This window comes from Pseudomonas sp. S2_B10 (assembly GCF_054668425.1).
In genome coordinates this window covers 141,084-157,387 of the sequence record NZ_CP162768.1, presented here as the reverse complement: position 1 = coordinate 157,387, position 16,304 = coordinate 141,084, and the positions used below count along the sequence as shown (strand labels likewise).

12 protein-coding genes are annotated in these 16,304 nt (G+C 61.8%); 7 read left to right on the top strand and 5 right to left on the bottom strand.

Features of this window, described 5'->3' with window-relative positions; all coding sequences use genetic code 11:
• Positions 1-40: 40 nt before the first annotated feature.
• Positions 41-574: a hypothetical protein gene (locus AB4O45_RS00675; RefSeq protein ID WP_016774826.1), complete on the top strand. Its 534-nt coding sequence runs from the start codon at positions 41-43 to the stop codon at positions 572-574.
• Between the two features lie 234 nt (positions 575-808).
• On the opposite strand, the gene AB4O45_RS00670 is transcribed toward AB4O45_RS00675, so the two are convergent.
• From AB4O45_RS00670 to AB4O45_RS00650, 5 genes are all read right to left on the bottom strand, one after another.
• Positions 809-1,102: a hypothetical protein gene (locus AB4O45_RS00670; protein WP_039761510.1), complete on the bottom strand. Its 294-nt coding sequence runs from the start codon at positions 1,100-1,102 to the stop codon at positions 809-811.
• Between the two features lie 184 nt (positions 1,103-1,286).
• Entirely contained in the window at positions 1,287-2,630 is a 1,344-nt protein-coding gene (locus tag AB4O45_RS00665) for a cation:proton antiporter (RefSeq protein WP_460160932.1), read from the bottom strand.
• 42 nt (positions 2,631-2,672) lie between these two features.
• Positions 2,673-3,284, bottom strand: a complete 612-nt coding sequence (locus tag AB4O45_RS00660) for a Yip1 family protein (RefSeq protein ID WP_056786193.1) — start codon at positions 3,282-3,284, stop codon at positions 2,673-2,675.
• A gap of 87 nt (positions 3,285-3,371) precedes the next feature.
• On the bottom strand, positions 3,372-4,229 hold the full coding sequence (locus tag AB4O45_RS00655; RefSeq protein ID WP_016774822.1) for a glucose 1-dehydrogenase: 858 nt from the start codon (positions 4,227-4,229) through the stop codon (positions 3,372-3,374).
• A 229-nt stretch (positions 4,230-4,458) separates the two neighbouring features.
• On the bottom strand, positions 4,459-5,613 hold the full coding sequence (locus tag AB4O45_RS00650; protein WP_460160931.1) for a MalY/PatB family protein: 1,155 nt from the start codon (positions 5,611-5,613) through the stop codon (positions 4,459-4,461).
• Positions 5,614-5,931: 318 nt separating this feature from the next.
• Here AB4O45_RS00650 and fdnG point away from each other — a divergent pair, with 318 nt between their 5' ends.
• The 6 genes from fdnG to selB all read left to right on the top strand — a co-directional run bounded on the left by fdnG (position 5,932) and on the right by selB (position 16,299).
• Positions 5,932-8,997, top strand: a complete 3,066-nt coding sequence (gene fdnG / locus AB4O45_RS00645) for a formate dehydrogenase-N subunit alpha (protein WP_460160930.1) — start codon at positions 5,932-5,934, stop codon at positions 8,995-8,997.
• Positions 8,998-9,933: a formate dehydrogenase subunit beta gene (fdxH, locus tag AB4O45_RS00640; RefSeq protein WP_460160929.1), complete on the top strand. Its 936-nt coding sequence runs from the start codon at positions 8,998-9,000 to the stop codon at positions 9,931-9,933.
• Positions 9,930-10,595, top strand: coding sequence for a formate dehydrogenase subunit gamma (locus AB4O45_RS00635; protein WP_041480299.1), 666 nt, complete (start codon positions 9,930-9,932; stop codon positions 10,593-10,595). The genes fdxH and AB4O45_RS00635 overlap by 4 nt, the downstream gene beginning before the upstream one ends.
• 3 nt (positions 10,596-10,598) lie before the next feature.
• Positions 10,599-11,525, top strand: coding sequence for a formate dehydrogenase accessory protein FdhE (gene fdhE / locus AB4O45_RS00630; protein WP_460160928.1), 927 nt, complete (start codon positions 10,599-10,601; stop codon positions 11,523-11,525).
• Positions 11,526-12,973: 1,448 nt separating this feature from the next.
• Positions 12,974-14,386 (top strand): L-seryl-tRNA(Sec) selenium transferase, encoded by a 1,413-nt coding sequence (selA, locus tag AB4O45_RS00625; RefSeq protein WP_460160927.1) that lies wholly within the window; start codon positions 12,974-12,976, stop codon positions 14,384-14,386.
• Positions 14,383-16,299 carry a selenocysteine-specific translation elongation factor gene (gene selB, locus AB4O45_RS00620; RefSeq protein ID WP_460160926.1) on the top strand — a complete coding sequence of 639 codons (1,917 nt, stop codon included), beginning with the start codon at positions 14,383-14,385 and terminating at the stop codon, positions 16,297-16,299. Before selA ends, selB begins: the two co-directional genes overlap by 4 nt.
• The last annotated feature ends 5 nt before the right edge of the window (positions 16,300-16,304 follow it).

Genomic DNA, 16,304 nt, shown 5'->3' with positions numbered 1-16,304 from the left:
CCTTTCCAAAAGTCTTGTTCACTTTTGGAGGGCACGTCTCTTGTCTCGCATATTGACCCAGCCAAGCGCTGTTGAAGAAGCCTTGGCCGAGCACGACGCCAAGATGTTTGGCTCACCCAAGGAGCGGCTGGATTTCTATCGCCGGGAAATCCAGTACGAAACCAGCATCCTCGCCAACCGCACAGACGCCTACCTGGCGGCGCAGTCGTTTCTGGTGATCGCTTTCGCCTCGTGCATGGCCAACCTCAATCCCGAGTGGGGCAAGATGTTCACCCTTGTCGTGCCGCCGTTTCTGGCGCTGCTTGGTGTGCTCAGTTCGCTGAATGCCTGGCCGGGGATTCGTGCGGCTTACGACATCATTGATCACTGGCACTTTAAACAAAGCCAGTTGCTGCACAGCGAACCGGTGATGGGCGCGGCGTATGACGAGTCTCCACTGTTCAGCGAAATGGAATCGAGCCACAAGGGCTATCGCAAGTCGCTGCTGTTCTCAGTGCGCACGCCTTGGATTTTTGCGACGTTCTGGGTGATGTTGGGGGTGTATGCGGTGTTTATTCAGGTGACCAATCCTTGAGGTGGATTGGTCGGGGGCAGGGGACAGGTGCTGGATTTTGTGGTGTTAGTGAGATCTTACCCCCTCACCCCAGCCCTCTCCCCCAAGGGGGCGAGGGGGAAAGGGAGCAGATCTTCATGCTTTTCAAAATCTACATTCGGCGCGGTACGCCAGGTCGGTGTAGCACGTGAGAACACCCCGGTCAGTCCCCTCTCCCTCGGGGAGAGGGCTAGGGTGAGGGGCTTTTGACTTTTATCACGCAGTTTCCAGCTCACGCCGCGGTGTAACAGCATTCTGCACCGCTGCCGGAATAGGCGGGAAATCCTCATTCAGCACACACAGATGATCAATTGCATCTTCAAATTTCGCATCGGCTTTCTTGCGCAGTGCCCGGTATTGCTCAAAGCGTTCGAAGTCGGTCGGGGTCTGTTCCAGCAGCGCGTTGGCCGCTCGGTTCAGTTCGTGGGCTTCTTCGAACAGTTGACGATTGCGTTCCAGAGCCAGTGCTCTGCAAGCCTTGATTTGCGCAGGAGTCGAGCATTCGTTCATGACTGTGACCTTGTTTGTGTCGGGGTTCCGTTTGATAGGCTGTTCACCGCAGGGGAACCGAACCTGCCGGGTCGCGCTGGATGGTTGGCGCGGTTAAAGGTGTGACCCTTGGGTCGCGCCCGGCGATCCATTTTTTTGTAGAAAAATCTTCGATGATTTTCGGCAAAGCGCAGCGGTTGAAGAATCAGCTTTTTCGTTGCTTCAGACTTTCATAGCGCGCCAGCATCGGCTGTGTGCTGATGCCATGCAGCAGGATGCTCAGGGCCACCACCGACAACGTGATGTCGGTACAAACCTTGGCCACGTCGGAATCCAGGCCATGGTTCAGGGCGAAGAACAGGTAGAACAGGCTGCCGATGCCGCGAATGCCAAACCAGCCGATCAACAAACGCTGCGGCCCGCTGAGCAGAGTGCCCCATGGCATCAGCGCCACGCTCAGCGGACGAATCAGACAGAACAGCACGGCGCCGATCCACAACGCCCGCCAGTCCCAATGCGCAATCAGTACGACGCCGAGCAGGGTCACCAGAAACACTTCCATCGCCCGCTCGACCAGACTGCCGAATGCGAGCATGTCGCCCATCATGATGCCCGCTGCAACCTGGCTGTCTTCCAGTTGCTCGGTGTCGCCATGCACGGCGTTCTGTGGTTCGACGTTCTGATGACCGACCACCGGCTGCACCAGATGCTCCGCAGGTGCCTGGGTGATGCCCGTGGATTTCACTTCCTCCTGACGCAGACCGAGGCCAGCAGCGAAGACCGCGAGAAAGCCGTAGCCGCCAATGGCGTCGGCGACCACGTAGGACAGCGCGATCAGCGCGAGGGTGAGGTAATCGTTCGGGCCGAGGGTGCTGTCCTCGTTGTGAATGCGCAGCAACAGAGCGATGCGGCCAATTCCGCGCCCCATCCAGTAGCCGGTGAGCAAACCCGCCGGCACCGCCCATAACAGACTGCGAAGCACCCAGTGCTGCCATTCGCTAGCGCTGCCGTCGCCGTGCAGCAACAGCAGACCGAGAATCACGAAAGGGAAAGCCACGCCATCATTGAGCCCGGCTTCACCGGAGAGGCCGAAGCGCACGCTGTCGACGTCCTGCGCATCATTGACCTGCACCAGTGCGGCGAGCACCGGGTCGGTCGGCGCCAGAATCGCGCCGATCAGCAACGAAGGCCCCCACGGCAATTGCAGGCCCCAATGCAACAGCAGGCACACGCCGATAATCGTCAGAATCATTACCGGCCCGGCCAGACCAAAAGCGATACGCCAGGTCTTGTGGGCCAACGGCAACCGCAGCTTCAGACCGCAGACGAACAGGGAAAAGAGCACCGCGACTTCAGTCAGGTGCTCCATCCACAATGATGATTCTTCCAGCGACAGTTTCAGAAGTTCGAGGCCGCTGGGGCCGATGGCAATGCCCAGCAACAGGCACACTGCCGAGGTCGTAACCGGCATCCAGCGCAACCACGACGACGTCAGGGCCAGCGTCAGCAGCACGGCGCCGAGCACCGCGACCCATATGCCGAAACTCATGACCGCTCACTTCGGTGAATTCTCAAGGACAGGCGCACCGGGTCAGCTCACGGTCGTGCGCAGGTACTCGGGGATGAGCACGTTGAACCACAGCAGGATCATCGACACCAGCATGGTCACCAGCACCAGCAGGCCGACGCCCCACACGCACGCCGAATACAGCAGGCCTTGCTCCTTGCGCTCATGCATGAAGGTCGGCAGGCCGACGAACAGCAAAAACGTCGAATAGATTGACGCCGCGCCGAGCACCAGAATCGCCAGCCAGCGGCTCGGGTACAGCCCGGCGATCCCGGCGAGGAAAAACGGCGTCACCGTGTAAGCGGCAAACCCGATGCATTGATTCAGCGTTGGCCGCGCATCGAACGATCGCGACATCCAGCGAATGAATCCGCCGATAACCGCCACACCGGCGACAATCGTCACGTACAGCAGCACGCTCAACTGCAGGGCGCTGGCCGTGCTCAGGCGCACGTTCTCACCCGCGGCGAGGCTCCAACCGACTTGAGTGGTGCCGATGAACAGGCACACGGCGGGAATCAACGCGAGCAGCAGCAGATGCGCGAGGTAGTGGCGGGGATGGGTTTCCTCTTCGCGGCGGATATCGGTCCAGGCGAAGTTGGGTTGGGTGAAGAGTCTGACGAGGGGGGCGGACATGACAACCTCCTGTTCCAGTTGGCCCGTAGGCGCTTAAAGGTATGGAGAGATGCCATGCCGCTCGGGTTCAGTTTTTCTGCTGCACGGTTACAGCATCGGTTTGCCGCCGGTTACGCCGTAGCGCTGGCCGGTGATATAGCTGGCTTCGTCGGAGGCCAGCAGCACGTAAATCGGTGCGACTTCCACCGGTTGGCCCGGACGGCCGAGCGGGGTGCTGCCGCCGAAGTTCTGTACTTCTTCGTCGGGCATGGTCGAGACGATCAGCGGTGTCCAGATCGGGCCTGGGGCGACGCTGTTGACGCGAATCTCCTTCGGCCCGAGCATCTGCGCCAGGCCACCGGTGAAGTTGGCGATCGCGCCTTTGGTGGTGGCGTAGGCCAGCAGGGTCGGTTTGGGCATGTCCGAGTTGACCGAGCTGGTGTTGATGATCGACGAGCCTGGGCGCATGTGCTTGATCGCCGCCTGGCAGATCCTGAACATGGCGGTGATGTTGACGTCGAAGGTCATCACCCATTCGTCATCGGGGATTTCCTCGAAGTTTTCGTGGGTCATCTGGAACGCGGCGTTGTTGACCAGAATGTCGATGCGGCCAAAGCGCTCGACGGTCTTGTCGACCAATGCTTGGCACTGTGCTTTCTCGGCGATATCGCCCGGCAGCAGGATGCACTGACGCCCGGCCTGCTCGACCCAGCGTGCGGTTTCCTTGGCGTCTTCGTGTTCATTCAGGTAAGCCACGGCGACGTCGGCGCCTTCACGGGCGAAGGCAATCGCCACCGCGCGACCGATGCCGCTGTCGGCACCGGTGATCAACGCAATCTTGCCGGCGAGGCGCCCGGAACCGACGTAACTTTGCTCGCCGCAGTCTGGATACGGTTCCATCTTGCGTTGCGAGCCGGGCACCGGTTGGGCTTGTTTCGGGAAGGGTGGTTTTGGATAGTCAGTCATCGCAGGGTCTCCTGATTTCAAGTCCAGTGTTCCGGGTTGACCCGGTGGGTTTGCCTTGAGTTCGATCGGATTTGCGCTGGATTTAGTTGGCGATGCAAAACCAATGTGGGAGCGAGCCTGCTCGCGAAAGCGGTCTGTCAGACGATAAATATGTCGACTGACACTGCGCTTTCGCGAGCAGGCTCGCTCCCACAGGGGGTCATTTATACAGGGGAATACCGGGCAAGGATCAGCGTTTTCGGCTGGCCAGCGCCCGCTCCATCCGCGCAATCCCTTCTTCGAGCAACGCCCTCGGGCAACCGAAGTTCAAGCGCACGAACTGCTGATGCCGGTCACCAAAATCGAGCCCGGCACTCAGCCCGACCTTGCCCTGTTCGAGGAAGAACCGCTGCGGATCCGGCAGGTCCAGCGCGGTGCAATCGAGCCACGCCAGATACGTGCCCTGCGGCACATTGATGGTCACGCCCGGCAGCCGCGTGCGTACGGCGTTCACCAGCCAGTCGCGGTTGGCCTGCAGGTAGATTTTCAATTCCGCGAGCCAAGGCCCGGCTTCGCTGTAGGCGACGCGGGTGGCTTCCATGCCCAGCGGGTTGACGCTGTCGACCATGCCGCAGCGGGCGTGGTTGACGCGTTCGCGCAGCGCGGCGTCCTGAATGATCATGAACGAGGTCTTCAGACCGGCGATGTTGTAGGCCTTGCTCGCCGACATCAGGGTGATCGTGCGCTTGGAAATTTCCGGACTCAGCGAGGCGGTGGGAATGTGCACGCGGCCGTCGAAGCACAGTTCGGCATGAATTTCGTCGGAGATGATCCACGCGTCCTGCGCTGCGCAGATGTCCGCCACTGCCTGCAATTCTTCGCGGGCGAAGACCTTGCCGATCGGGTTGTGCGGGTTGCTCAACAGCAGGGCGCCGCCGCCTTTCAGCGACTCGCGCAGTGCGTCCAGCGGCGTGGCGTAGGTGCCATCGGCCTGAGCGTTGAATTCCAGCTCGACCTTGTTCAGGCCCCAATGCGCCGGCGCATGGCGCAGTGGCGGGTAGTTCGGCACTTGCACGACGACATTCTGCTGCGCCTGGACCAACGCCTTCAGCGCCATGTTGAAGCCGGATTCCACGCCCGGGAGGAAGATCAGCTCCTGCGGTTTGACCTGCCATGAATACTTGTTCCACAGGTCGGCGACGATGGCTTCGCGAAGGTTGTCTTGCGCCACGCTGTAACCGAGCAGCGGGTGCAGCAGGCGCTGTTGCAAGGCTTCGACGATGACCGGCGGCGCGGCAAAATCCATGTCAGCAACCCACATCGGCAACACATCGGCCGGGTAGCGGCTCCACTTGGTGCTGCCAGTGTGGTGGCGGTCGAACAACTGATCAAAATCGAAAGTCATGCGCGGTCTCGTCAAGGCGGAGTTGGTTCTGCCGGACATTCTATGCGCAACACCATCTGTGTGGGAGCGAGCCTGCTCGCGAATACGTCGGGTCAGGCAGCATCGAGTTGGATGACCCAGCGCTTTCGCGAGCAGGCTCGCTCCCACAGGGGGGTGTGCACTGGCTGGAAATCCGGGCCAGACACCCGACGGTCGGTTTTCACACAATCGGCAAGGTCTTTGTCTACAGTGAAAAAGTCGGCGCCAAGGCGTCGCAACCGTGATTGTCCAGATAAAGCCCGGCACAAGTACCGGGTTCCACCTGATCAGGAGTGCACGATGGATCTCAGCCGTCGTCAGTTCTTCAAGGTCGCCGGTATCGGCCTTGCAGGCTCAAGCCTGGGCGCGTTGGGCATGGCCCCGACGGCGGCCTTCGCCGAGCAGGTGCGTCACTTCAAGCTCGCCCACACCCGTGAAACCCGCAACACCTGCCCGTATTGCTCGGTCGGTTGCGGTTTGATCATGTACAGCCAGGGCGATGCCGGCAAGAACGTGGCGCAAAACATCATTCACATCGAAGGCGACGCCGACCACCCGGTCAATCGCGGCACCCTGTGCCCGAAAGGCGCGGGCCTGCTCGACTTCATTCACAGCCCCCGCCGCTTGCAGTACCCCCAGGTGCGCAAGCCCGGCAGCAATGAATGGACGCGCATCGGCTGGGACGAAGCCCTCGATCGCATCGCCGACCTGATGAAAGTCGACCGCGACGCCAACTTCATCGAGAAAAATGCCAACGGGCAGACGGTGAATCGCTGGCTGACCACCGGTTTCCTCGCGGCATCGGCGGCATCCAACGAAGCCGGCTACATCACTCAGAAGGTGATTCGCAGCCTCGGCCTGCTGGGGTTCGATAATCAGGCGCGTGTCTGACACGGCCCGACGGTGGCAAGTCTTGCCCCGACGTACGGCCGTGGTGCCATGACCAACACCTGGACCGATATCGCCAACGCGAATCTGATCCTGGTAATGGGCGGCAACGCAGCAGAAGCGCATCCGTGCGGCTTCAAATGGGTGACCGAGGCCAAGGCGCACAATGCTGCGCGGCTGATCGTGGTCGATCCGCGTTTTACCCGGACCGCTTCGGTGGCCGACTATTACGCGCCGATCCGTACCGGCACCGACATCGCCTTCATGGGCGGGTTGATCAATTACCTGCTGACCGAGGACAAGATCCAGCACGAGTACGTGCGCAATTACACCGACGTGTCGTTCATCGTCAAAGCCGGTTATGGCTTCGAAGACGGCCTGTTCAGCGGCTATGACGCGGAAAAACGCAGCTACACCGATAAGTCCGGCTGGGGTTACGAATTCGCCGAGGATGGTTTCGTCCGCGTCGACCCGACCCTGCAAGACCCGCGCTGCGTTTATCAACTGATGAAGCAGCATTACAGCCGCTACAACATCGACCTGGCCAGCCAGATTTGCGGCATGCCCGTCGACGCCATGCAGAAAATCTGGGAAGAGATCGCGACCTGCTCGACACCGGGCAAGACCATGACGATTCTCTATGCCCTCGGCTGGACGCAGCACTCGATCGGCGCGCAGATCATCCGCAGCGCGGCGATGGTGCAACTGCTGTTGGGTAACGTTGGCATGCCCGGCGGTGGCGTCAACGCTTTGCGCGGGCACTCGAACATCCAGGGCCTGACCGACCTCGGCCTGCTGTCCAACGCCTTGCCCGGCTACCTCACGCTGCCCAGCGACAGCGAGCAGGATTACGGTCAGTTCATCTTCAAACGCACGCAGGTTCCGCTCAGACCGGGGCAGCTTTCGTACTGGCAGAACTACAGCAAGTTCCACGTCAGCCTGATGAAATCCTGGTACGGCGCCAACGCCACCGCCGAGAACAACTGGCTGTTCGACCATTTGCCGAAGCTCGACATCCCCAACTACGATGTGCTGAAAATGTTCGACCTGATGAGCCAGGGCAAGGTCAACGGCTACTTCTGCCAAGGCTTCAATCCGATCGCTGCGTTACCGGACAAGAACCGCGTGATGGGCGCATTGGCCAAACTCAAGTGGCTGGTGGTGATGGACCCCCTCGCCACGGAAACCTCGGAGTTCTGGCAGAACGTCGGGCCGTACAACGACGTGAAAACCGCCGAAATCCAGACCGAAGTCATTCGCCTGCCAACCACCTGTTTTGCCGAGGAAGACGGCTCGCTGGTCAACAGCAGCCGCTGGCTGCAATGGCACTGGAAAGGCGCCGACGGCCCCGGCGAAGCGCAGACTGACATTCGCATCATGAGCGAACTGTTCCTGCGCCTGCGCCAGCGTTATCAGACCGAAGGCGGCAAGTTTCCTGATCCGCTGCTGAAACTGTCGTGGCCGTACAAGATCCCCGACGAGCCTTCGCCGGAAGAACTGGCGCGGGAAATCAACGGCACCGCTGTCAGCGATTTCACCGATGCTAGCGGCGTCACGGTCAAGGCCGGTACGCAGCTGGCCGGCTTCGGTTTGCTCAAGGATGACGGCAGCACCGCGTCCGGTTGCTGGATTTTCGCCGGCAGCTGGACCGAGGCCGGTAACCAGATGGCCCGGCGCGATAACGCCGACCCATTCGGCATGCACCAGCATCAGGGCTGGGCGTGGGCCTGGCCGGCCAATCGGCGGATTCTCTACAACCGCGCCTCGGCGGACCCGGCGGGCAAACCGTGGGACCCGAAAAAACGACTGGTGTGGTGGAACGGCAAGGCCTGGACCGGCACCGATGTGCCGGACTACAAGGCCGACGTGCCGCCCGAAGCCGGGATGAACCCGTTCATCATGAACCCCGAAGGCGTCGCGCGGTTCTTCGCCGTGGACAAGATGAACGAAGGGCCATTCCCTGAGCACTACGAGCCGTTCGAAACGCCGATCGGCATCAACCCGCTGCACCCGCAAAACAAGAAGGCCACCAGCAACCCGGCGGCGCGGATCTTCGATTCGGTCTGGGAAACCCTCGGCGAAGCCAAGGACTTCCCGTACGCCGGCACCAGTTATCGGCTTACCGAGCATTTCCACTTCTGGAGCAAGCACTGCAAGTTGAACGCGATTGCCCAGCCTGAGCAGTTCGTTGAAATCGGCGAGGTGCTGGCGAACGAGAAGGGCATTGCTGCCGGTGATCGGGTGCGGGTCAGCTGCAAGCGCGGCTTTATCGAAGCGGTGGCGGTGGTGACCAAACGGATCCGGCCGCTGCAGGTCAACGGCCAGGTCGTGCATCAGATCGGCATCCCGCTGCACTGGGGTTTCACTGGCCTGACGCGTCACGGTTACCTGACCAACACCCTGGTGCCGTTCCTCGGCGATGGCAACACTCAGACCCCGGAATCCAAGTCATTCCTGGTCAACGTGGAGAAACTGTAAATGGCCACCCAAGACATCATTGCCCGCTCGGCCACCACCACTGCGCCGCCGTCGGTAAGGACTCAGCAGGGCGTTGCCAAGCTGATCGACACGACCAAGTGCATCGGTTGCAAGGCCTGCCAGGTCGCCTGCTCGGAATGGAACGAGCTGCGCGACGAGGTCGGCCACAACCACGGCACCTACGACAATCCGCAGGATCTGACGGCGGATTCGTGGACGCTGATGCGCTTCACCGAGCACGAAACCGACGCCGGTAACCTTGAGTGGCTGATCCGCAAGGACGGCTGCATGCACTGCGCCGAGCCCGGTTGTCTGGCCGCGTGCCCGAGCCCCGGGGCGATCATTCAGCATGCCAACGGCATCGTCGATTTCGATCAGGACCACTGCATTGGCTGTGGCTATTGCATCACCGGTTGCCCGTTCAACATCCCGCGCATTTCGCAGAAAGACCACAAGGCCTACAAATGCACCCTATGTTCCGACCGCGTGGCGGTGGGGCTGGAGCCGGCCTGCGTGAAAACCTGCCCGACCGGCGCCATCGTCTTCGGCACCAAGGAAGATATGAAGGAACATGCCGCCGAACGCATCGTCGACCTGAAAAGCCGTGGCTTTGAAAACGCCGGTTTGTACGACCCGGCAGGCGTTGGTGGCACCCACGTGATGTACGTGCTGCATCACGCCGACACGCCAAAAATCTATGCAGGTTTGCCGGACCATCCGGCGATCAGTCCGCTGGTGGGCTTGTGGAAAGGCATCAGCAAACCCCTCGGCCTGCTGGCGATGGGCGCGGCGGTGCTGGCCGGGTTCTTCCACTATGTGCGCATCGGCCCGAATCGTGTCGAGGAGGATGAGCATCCGACGCCACCCGATACCTCGGTGCACGTGGTCGACCCGGCGGTGCACACCTTCGATCCACGCGGGGAGGAGCGGCCATGAGCAACAAGACGATCCTGCGTTACAGCGCCAACCAGCGCACTAATCACTGGCTGGTGGCGATCCTGTTTTTCATGGCCGGGTTGTCCGGGCTGGCGTTGTTTCATCCGTCGCTGTTCTGGCTCAGTAATCTGTTTGGCGGCGGTACCTGGACGCGGATTCTGCACCCGTACATGGGCATCGCCATGTTCGTGCTGTTCCTCGGCCTGGTGTTCAGCTTCTGGCGCACCAATTTCTTCATCGCCAATGACCGCCAGTGGCTGCGGCGGATCAACCGGGTGATGGTCAACGATGAGGAAAGCGTGCCGCCGGTGGGCAAGTACAACGCCGGGCAAAAGTTGCTGTTCTGGACTTTACTGCTGTGCATGCTCGCGTTGCTGTTCACCGGGCTGGTGATCTGGCGCGCATGGTTCAGCGCGTACTTCGGCATCACCACGATCCGCTGGGCCATGCTGCTGCATGCGCTGGCCGGGTTCGTGCTGGTGCTGAGCATCATCGTGCACATCTACGCCGGTTTGTGGATCAAGGGTTCGGTCGACGCCATGTTGCATGGCTGGGTCAGCCGGCCGTGGGCGAGAAAACACCATGAACTGTGGTACCGCGAGGTGACCCGCGACGAACAGCCTCGGGACGTGCCCGAGCGACCGCTGACAAAAAAGGGCTGACTTTTGCCAAGCATTCTTGAACCTGGGGAAATCGAGGCGGCGGCCAGTTCGCCGCCGTTTCTGTATCTGCCGCCACGTAACCTGTTTGCCCTGCGCGCTGAACGCCTCGAGCGTCTGGCCGAGGGCAATGGGTTGGCGGATTATCTACGGCTGATGGCCGGATTGTGCCGGGCGCAGCAGCAGGTCTTCGACGATCCGCCGCTCACCGCGCCGTTTGATGCGCAGCGTTTCGAAGCCTGTCAGCAGCACGGTCTGCCACCATTCGCGGCAGATGCCCTGGTGCGCGAAGATGCCTGGCAGCCGTGGCTCGACGCCTTGCTGCAGCACGATGCGCCAGCGCGTCAACCTGCAGTGATCGACGCGCTGGACAGTCTGCGCGCCGCAAGCCCCGGCCAGTTGCGCGCGTGGGCGGTGGCGCTGGTCAGCGGTCAGTATTCGCTGGTGCCGGCGGCGCTGGTGCCGTTTCTCGGCGCGGCGCTGCAATCCGCATGGAGCCACTGGCTGCTCAGTGTGCCAAATCTGCAACTCAAGCCTGGCGATAGCCTCAGCCAATGCCCGGCCTGTGGTTCACCGGCCATGGCCGGGGTGATTCGCCATCGCGGCAAGCACAACGGTTTGCGCTATCTGGTCTGCTCGCTATGTGCCTGCGAATGGCACGTGGTGCGGGTCAAATGCATGTATTGCGAGCAAAGCAAAGGCCTTGAGTATCTGAGCCAGGAAGACGACCGGCACAGCGCCGAACAGGCGCCGCTGCGCGCCGAAGTCTGCCCGAGTTGCAACAGCTACCTGAAATTGCTCTATCTGGAGAACGACGCCGAAGCCGAGGCGTTGTCGGCGGATCTCGGCAGTTTGCTGCTGGACATGCGTCTGGCCCAGGACGGCTATCAGCGTCTGGCGCCCAATCTGCTGCTGGCGCCGGGGGACGAATGACGAGAGCAAAACTGTGGAAGGGGGTGTGCTCCCACAGGTTTTTGTGGTGACCAACAATGTCCATTCCACCCCGAATCCCTGTTGGAGCTGGCTTGCCAGCGATTCGGTCGGCACATCCACCACCTTCTTTGACGGACCCACCGCAATCGCTGGCAAGCCAGCTCCCACAAGTCTATGTGCCGAATCACAAAGCCCGGTCAGCCCCGGATTTCTCTGTGGGAGCGAGCCTGCTCGCGAAGGCGTCGTTTCAGACACATCATCTTTGACTGACTTACCGCATTCGCGAGCAGGCTCGCTCCCACAGGTTTTTGTGGTGACCAACAATGTTCATTCCGCCCCGAATCCCTGTGGGAGCTGGCTTGCCAGCGATTGGTCGGCACATCCACCACCTTCTTTGACGGACCCACCGCAATCGCTGGCAAGCCAGCTCCCACAAGTCTATGTGCCGAATCACAAAGCCCGGTCAGCCCCGGATTTCCCTGTGGGAGCGAGCCTGCTCGCGAAGGCGTCGTTTCAGACACATCATCTTTGACTGACTTACCGCATTCGCGAGCAGGCTCGCTCCCACAGTTTTTTGTGGTGACCAACAATGTTCATTCAACCCCGAATCCCTGTGGGAGCTGGCTTGCCAGCGATTCAATCGGCACATCCACCGCCTTCTTTGACGGACCCACCGCAATCGCTGGCAAGCCAGCTCCCACAAGTCTATGTGCCGAATCACAAAGCCCGGTCAGCCCCGGATTTCTCTGTGGGAGCGAGCCTGCTCGCGAAGGCGTAAGGTCAGCCACATCCACACCAACTGACACACCGTTTTCGCGAGCAGGCTCGCTCCCACAGGTTTTTGTGGTGACCAACAATGTTCATTCCACCCCGAATCCCTGTGGGAGCTGGCTTGCCAGCGATTGGTCGGCACCTCCACCACCTTCTTTGACGGACCCACCGCAATCGCTGGCAAGCCAGCTCCCACAAGTCTATGTGCCGAATCACAAAGCCCGGTCAGCCCCGGATTTCTCTGTGGGAGCGAGCCTGCTCGCGAAGGCGTCAGGTCAGCCACATCCACATTGACTGACACACCGCTTTCGCGAGCAGGCTCGCTCCCACAGGTTTTTGTGGTGACCAACAATGTTCATTCCACCCCGAATCCCTGTGGGAGCTGGCTTGCCAGCGATTGGTCGGCACCTCCACCACCTTCTTTGACGGACCCACCGCAATCGCTGGCAAGCCAGCTCCCACAAGTCTATGTGCCGAATCACAAAGCCCGGTCAGCCCCGGATTTCTCTGTGGGAGCGAGCCTGCTCGCGAAGGCGTCAGGTCAGCCACATCCACACCAACTGACACACCGCATTCGCGAGCAGGCTAGCTCCGGCAGTGCGTCTACACTTCTGAAACCCTTTTGGGAGCAAGCTTGCTCCCAAAAGGGCCTGTTTCGGTCAAATCAGGAGTGGCTGATGTCTTCAAGCGTTGCCCTGCGGTTGCCGTCCATTGATGGGTTGTTGCGTCATCCGGCGTGCGCGCCGTTGGCCGAACGTTACGGCCGGGATTCGTTGCTGACTGGCCTGCGTCAGTTGCTCGATGAGCTAAGGCCTGACGTGTTGAGCGGGCAATTGGCGGCCGTGGAAATCGGCCCCGAAGTGCTCGCCGGCCGCGTCGGTGAACGCTTGGCGCAACAGCAGCGCAGTCAGGTGCGCCGGGTGTTCAACCTGACCGGCACGGTGCTGCACACCAATCTCGGTCGCGCCTTGCTGCCCGAAGAAGCCATCGAAGCAGTGCAAACCGCCGCACGCTATCCGCTCAATCTCGAATTCGATCTGGGCAGCGGCAAGCGCGGTGATCGGGACGACCTGATCGAAGGCCTGATCCGCGAACTGACCGGCGCCGAAGCCGTCACCGTGGTCAACAACAATGCCGCCGCCGTGCTGCTGACCCTCAACAGCCTCGGCGCGCGCAAGGAAGGCATCATCTCGCGCGGTGAGCTGATCGAAATCGGCGGCGCTTTCCGCATCCCCGACATCATGGCCCGGGCCGGCGTGCGCCTGCACGAAGTCGGCACCACCAACCGCACCCATGCCCGGGATTACCAAGCGGCAATCGGTCCGCGCAGCGGTTTGATCATGCGCGTACATGCCAGCAATTACAGCATCGAAGGCTTCACCGCGCGAGTGGCGACCGCCGAGTTGGCTGAACTGGCGCACGCCCATGGCTTGCCGTTGCTGGAAGATCTGGGCAGCGGCAGTCTGCTCGACCTGACGCGCTGGGGCCTGCCGGCGGAACCGACGGTGCGTCAGGCATTGCTCGATGGCGCCGACATCGTCACCTTCAGCGGCGACAAATTGCTCGGCGGGCCGCAGGCCGGGTTGATCGTCGGGCGCAAAGAACTGATCGCGAAGATCAAGAAGAATCCACTGAAGCGCGCACTGCGGGTCGATAAATTGACCTTGGCCGCGCTGGAGGCGGTGCTCGGTCTGTACCGCGATCCGGATCGCCTCGCCGAGCGTCTGCCGAGTCTGCGCCTGCTGACCCGGCCCCAGGCCGACATTCATGCTCAGGCTCTGCGTTTGCAACCGTTGCTCGCCGATGTGTTGGGCGAGGTCTGGCAGGTCAGCGCGGTCGAGGCGTTGGGCATGATCGGCAGCGGCAGCCAACCGGTGGCGCGCTTGCCGAGTGCAGCGCTGTGTTGCCGCCCGCAAGTGTCCAAGCGCTGGCGCGGGCGTTATCTGCTCAATCTCGAAGCAGCGTTGCGCGGTTTGCCGATCCCGGTGCTCGGGCGAATCGGCGACGATGCGCTGTGGCTGGATCTACGCCAGCTCGACGATGAGCCAGCGTGGCTGGCGCAGTTGCCGCAATTGCAGGTCGATCCGTGATCGTCGGCACGGCGGGTCACATCGACCACGGCAAGACTTCGCTGTTGCAGGCGCTGACCGGGCAAACCGGCGACCGCCGCCCGCAGGAGCGCGAACGCGGCATGACCATCGATCTCGGTTATCTCTACGCCGAACTCGCAGCGGGCTCCGGGCTGACCGGCTTCATCGACGTGCCCGGCCACGAAAAATTCACCCACAACATGCTCGCTGGTGCGCAGGGCATCGATCTGGTGTTGCTGGTGGTCGCGGCCGACGACGGCGTGATGCCGCAGACCCGCGAGCATCTGGCAATCGTCGAACTGCTCGGCATTCCCCGCGCCCTGGTGGCGATCACCAAATGCGACCGGGCGGGAGCGGGCAGGGTGGAAGAGGTGCAGCGTCAGGTCCTGGACCTGCTCGCGCCCGGACCATTTGCTGATGCGCCGATTTTTACCGTGTCGAGTGTGAGCGGGCAGGGCGTCGATGGATTGCGCGCGGCGTTGTTGCAGGTGCGGAGCGAGGTGCAGGCGCGCGGTTGCGAAGGCGGCTTTCGTCTGGCGATTGATCGGGCGTTCAGCGTCGCGGGTGCGGGGATTGTGGTCACGGGCACGGCGTTGTCGGGCACGGTTGCGGTGGGCGACAAACTTGTCTTGGGGCCTGCGGGCAAATCGGTGCGCATCCGTGGCCTGCACGCGCAAAACCAAGCCGCTGAACGAGCGTTCGCTGGTCAACGCGTGGCATTGAACCTCAGCGGCGATCGTCTGGAACTGGCGCAAATCCACCGTGGCCAATGGCTGCTTGCGGACTGGCTGCATGCCCCGACCCAGCGCATCGACATCGACTTTCAGCTGTTGCCCGGCGCGCGCATCTTCGAACACTTTCACCCGGTGCATCTGCACCTTGGCACCCAGGATGTCATCGCCCGCGTCGCTTTATTGCAAGGCCCGCGCCTGAGCCCCGGCGAGCGCATGTTCGCGCAATTGCTGATCAACGCGCCGGTGCACGCGGTGAAGGGTGATCGGTTGATCCTGCGTGACTCCAGCGCCCAGCGCACATTGGGCGGCGGTGTTGTGCTCGACCCATTCGCTCCGGCACGCCAACGCCGCAGCCCGGAACGCCTTGCGCAACTGCAAACCCTCGCCCTTAGCGTCAGCCTCGAACAGGCCCTGCCGGCACTGCTCAACCACAGCCCCGGCGGCCTCGACCCGCAACGCCTGGAACGCCAGTTCAACCGCCCGCGCGCGCAGTGGACGCTGGCGGAGAACATCCGCCTGATCGACACCCGCCAAGGCCCGCTGCTGTTCAACGTGCAGCGCTGGGGCCAGTTGAAATTCACTTTGCTCGAACAACTGGCGCGATTCCACGAACAGGAACCCGACCAGATGGGGCCGGACCGCGATCGCCTGCGCCGCTTCAGCGCGCTGGCACTGGAACGCTCGACGTTAATCAGCCTGCTCGACGAACTGCTCAACGCCGGCTCCATCCTCGCCAGCGGCCCCTGGCTGCACCTGCCCGACCATCAGGTGCGCCTGAATGCCGACGACGAAATCCTCTGGCAGCAATTACAGCCGTTGTTCGAACAGGCCGGTTTCGACTCGCCGTGGGTGCGCGACGCGGCTAAAATGCTCGGCGAAGACGACGCCAGCGTCCGCCTGCTACTGCGCAAACTCGCCCGCCTGGGCCTGATGCACCAGGTGGTGCGCGACCTGTTTATCAGCGACATCGTCCTGCGGCAAATGGCGGCGCTACTGCTGAAACTCGCCGAAGAAAATCCAGCGATTGAGGTGACAACTTTCCGTGATGCGCTAGGCTTGGGACGCAAACGCTGTATTCAGTATCTGGAGTATTTCGACCGACTCGGCCTTACCCGTCGCCTCGGCGAATCCCGCCAGATCCGCCCCGACAACGCGCTGGCCAACGTCTGCGCGCCCTGAGTTCA